Annotated in this window: 2 protein-coding genes; both read left to right on the forward strand. The window is 66.7% G+C overall.

Going from position 1 to position 1,737, the window contains the following annotated elements; translation table 11 throughout:
• Window positions 1–110: 110 nt before the first annotated feature.
• Window positions 111–872, forward strand: coding sequence for an SDR family NAD(P)-dependent oxidoreductase (locus tag TVH25_RS21270; RefSeq protein WP_169653278.1), 762 nt, complete (start codon window positions 111–113; stop codon window positions 870–872).
• Window positions 873–915: 43 nt separating this feature from the next.
• Entirely contained in the window at window positions 916–1,674 is a 759-nt protein-coding gene (fabG, locus tag TVH25_RS21275) for a 3-oxoacyl-ACP reductase FabG (RefSeq protein ID WP_296549170.1), read from the forward strand.
• Window positions 1,675–1,737 lie beyond the last annotated feature (63 nt).

The following is a 1,737-nucleotide window of genomic DNA, read 5'->3' on the forward strand; positions in this document are numbered from 1 at the left end:
TCTGAAAAGACATGCGCCCTAACGGGTTTCAAGAGCTTTCTGCTTTGTAAAACCGCCAGAACTGGGCTATACATCTTGTGTAGGCCCCGTCACACCGAGGAGATCATCGCATGTCTGTGCTCGACAGATTCCGTCTCGACGACCGCGTCGCCATCGTCACCGGCGCATCCTCGGGCCTCGGTGTCGCGTTCGCGCAGGCGCTCGCCGAGGCCGGGGCGGACGTCGTTCTTGCGGCGCGCCGCGTCGACAGGCTCGAGCAGACCGCCGAACTCGTCCGTGCCGCCGGGCGCCGCGCGGTAACCGTCGAGACCGATATCGCCGATCCCGACCAGGCGCAACGCATGGTCGACACGGCTGTCGAGCAGCTCGGCAAGGTCGACATTCTCATCAACAACGCAGGGATCGGCACCGCGGTACCCGCGACCAAGGAAACCCCCGACCAGTTCCGCCGCGTCATCGACATCAATCTCAACGGGTCGTACTGGGCGGCACAGGCCGCCGGCCGCGTCATGCAGCCCGGAAGCTCCGTCCTGAACATTTCGTCGGTGCTGGGCCTGACCACGGCGGGTCTTCCGCAGGCCGCCTACGCCGCCAGCAAAGCCGGCATCATCGGCCTCACCCGCGACCTCGCGCAGCAGTGGGGCACCCGGAAGGGCATCCGCGTCAACGCACTTGCGCCGGGGTTCTTCCGGACCGAGATGACCGACGAATACCAGCCGGGATACCTCGACACCATGAAATCCCGAATCATCCTGGGCCGCACCGGAGACCCGGCGGAAATCGCCGCCACTGCCGTGTGGCTGGTCTCGGAGGCGGCCGCGTACGTGACCGGTCAGACCATCGCGGTCGACGGCGGCCTCACCATCAACTGACCGCTCCACCCATCCCGACGATCCACCCCCACGGAGGTTTGAAGTGAGCTCAACAGTCCGCACCGCCATCGTCACCGGAGCCGCACGCGGTATCGGTGCTGCCGTCGCCAAGCGACTCGCCCAGGATGGCCTCCAGGTCGCTGTTCTCGACCTCGACGCCGACGCCTGCGCCGACACGGTCTCCGCCATCGAGGCGGCCGGCGGCAGGGCGCTCGCCGTGGGCGCGAACGTCGCCGACGAAGAATCCGTCGCTGCGGCCGTGGAGAAGGTTGCCACGGAACTCGGCGAGCCCACCGTGCTGATCAACAACGCCGGGATCACCCGCGACAATCTCCTGTTCAAGATGACGGTCGACGAGTGGGATTCCGTCATGGCTGTGCACCTGCGCGGTGCGTTCCTGATGTCGCGCGCAACGCAGAAGTACATGGTCGACAACAAGTTCGGACGTATCGTCAATCTGTCGAGCACGTCGGCGCAGGGAAATCGCGGACAGGTCAACTACTCTGCGGCCAAGGCGGGCATTCAGGGCTTCACCAAGACACTCTCCATCGAACTGGGCAAGTTCGGTGTCACCGCCAACGCGATTGCGCCGGGCTTCATCGAGACCGAGATGACCGCCGCTACCGCAGAGCGCGTCGGGGTGCCGTTCGAGGATTACAAGAAGGCCGCCGCGGCACAGATCCCGGTCGCGCGCGTCGGCAAGCCCGACGACATCGCACACACCGCCTCGTTCCTCGCATCCGAGGGTGCGGGGTTCGTCTCCGGGCAGGTCATCTACGTGGCAGGTGGACCCAAGGACTGAGGCACACCGCAGTGGGGGGGGGGGGGGGGGGGGGGGGGGGGGGGGGGGCGGGGGCGCGGGGGG

The organism is Rhodococcus sp. 7Tela_A2 (assembly GCF_049311045.1).
GTDB lineage: Bacteria > Actinomycetota > Actinomycetes > Mycobacteriales > Mycobacteriaceae > Rhodococcus.